The sequence below is a fragment of the Burkholderia territorii genome, assembly GCF_902833055.1.
Classification (GTDB): Bacteria; Pseudomonadota; Gammaproteobacteria; order Burkholderiales; family Burkholderiaceae; genus Burkholderia; species Burkholderia territorii.
Window position 1 is genome coordinate 1 of the sequence record NZ_CADFEJ010000193.1, and the last position, 236, is coordinate 236.

Below are 236 nucleotides of genomic sequence, written 5' to 3' on the forward strand. Positions count from 1 at the left end.
CAAGGCGCGAATGCCACGGGCATCAACTCGACGACCACGGGTCAAGGCTCGACGGCATCGGGTGCGAGCTCGACGGCGAATGGCCAGGGCGCGACGGCATCGGGTGACAACTCGACGGCAGCAGGCCAAGGCGCGAATGCCACGGGCATCAACTCGACGACCACGGGTCAAGGCTCGACGGCATCGGGTGCGAGCTCGACGGCGAATGGCCAGGGCGCGACGGCATCGGGTGACAA

At 67.8% G+C, this 236-nt stretch carries 1 pseudogene; it reads left to right on the forward strand.

The features are described from left to right. Positions 1 to 236: pseudogene (locus HW466_RS31665) on the forward strand (YadA-like family protein); the annotation flags it as partial.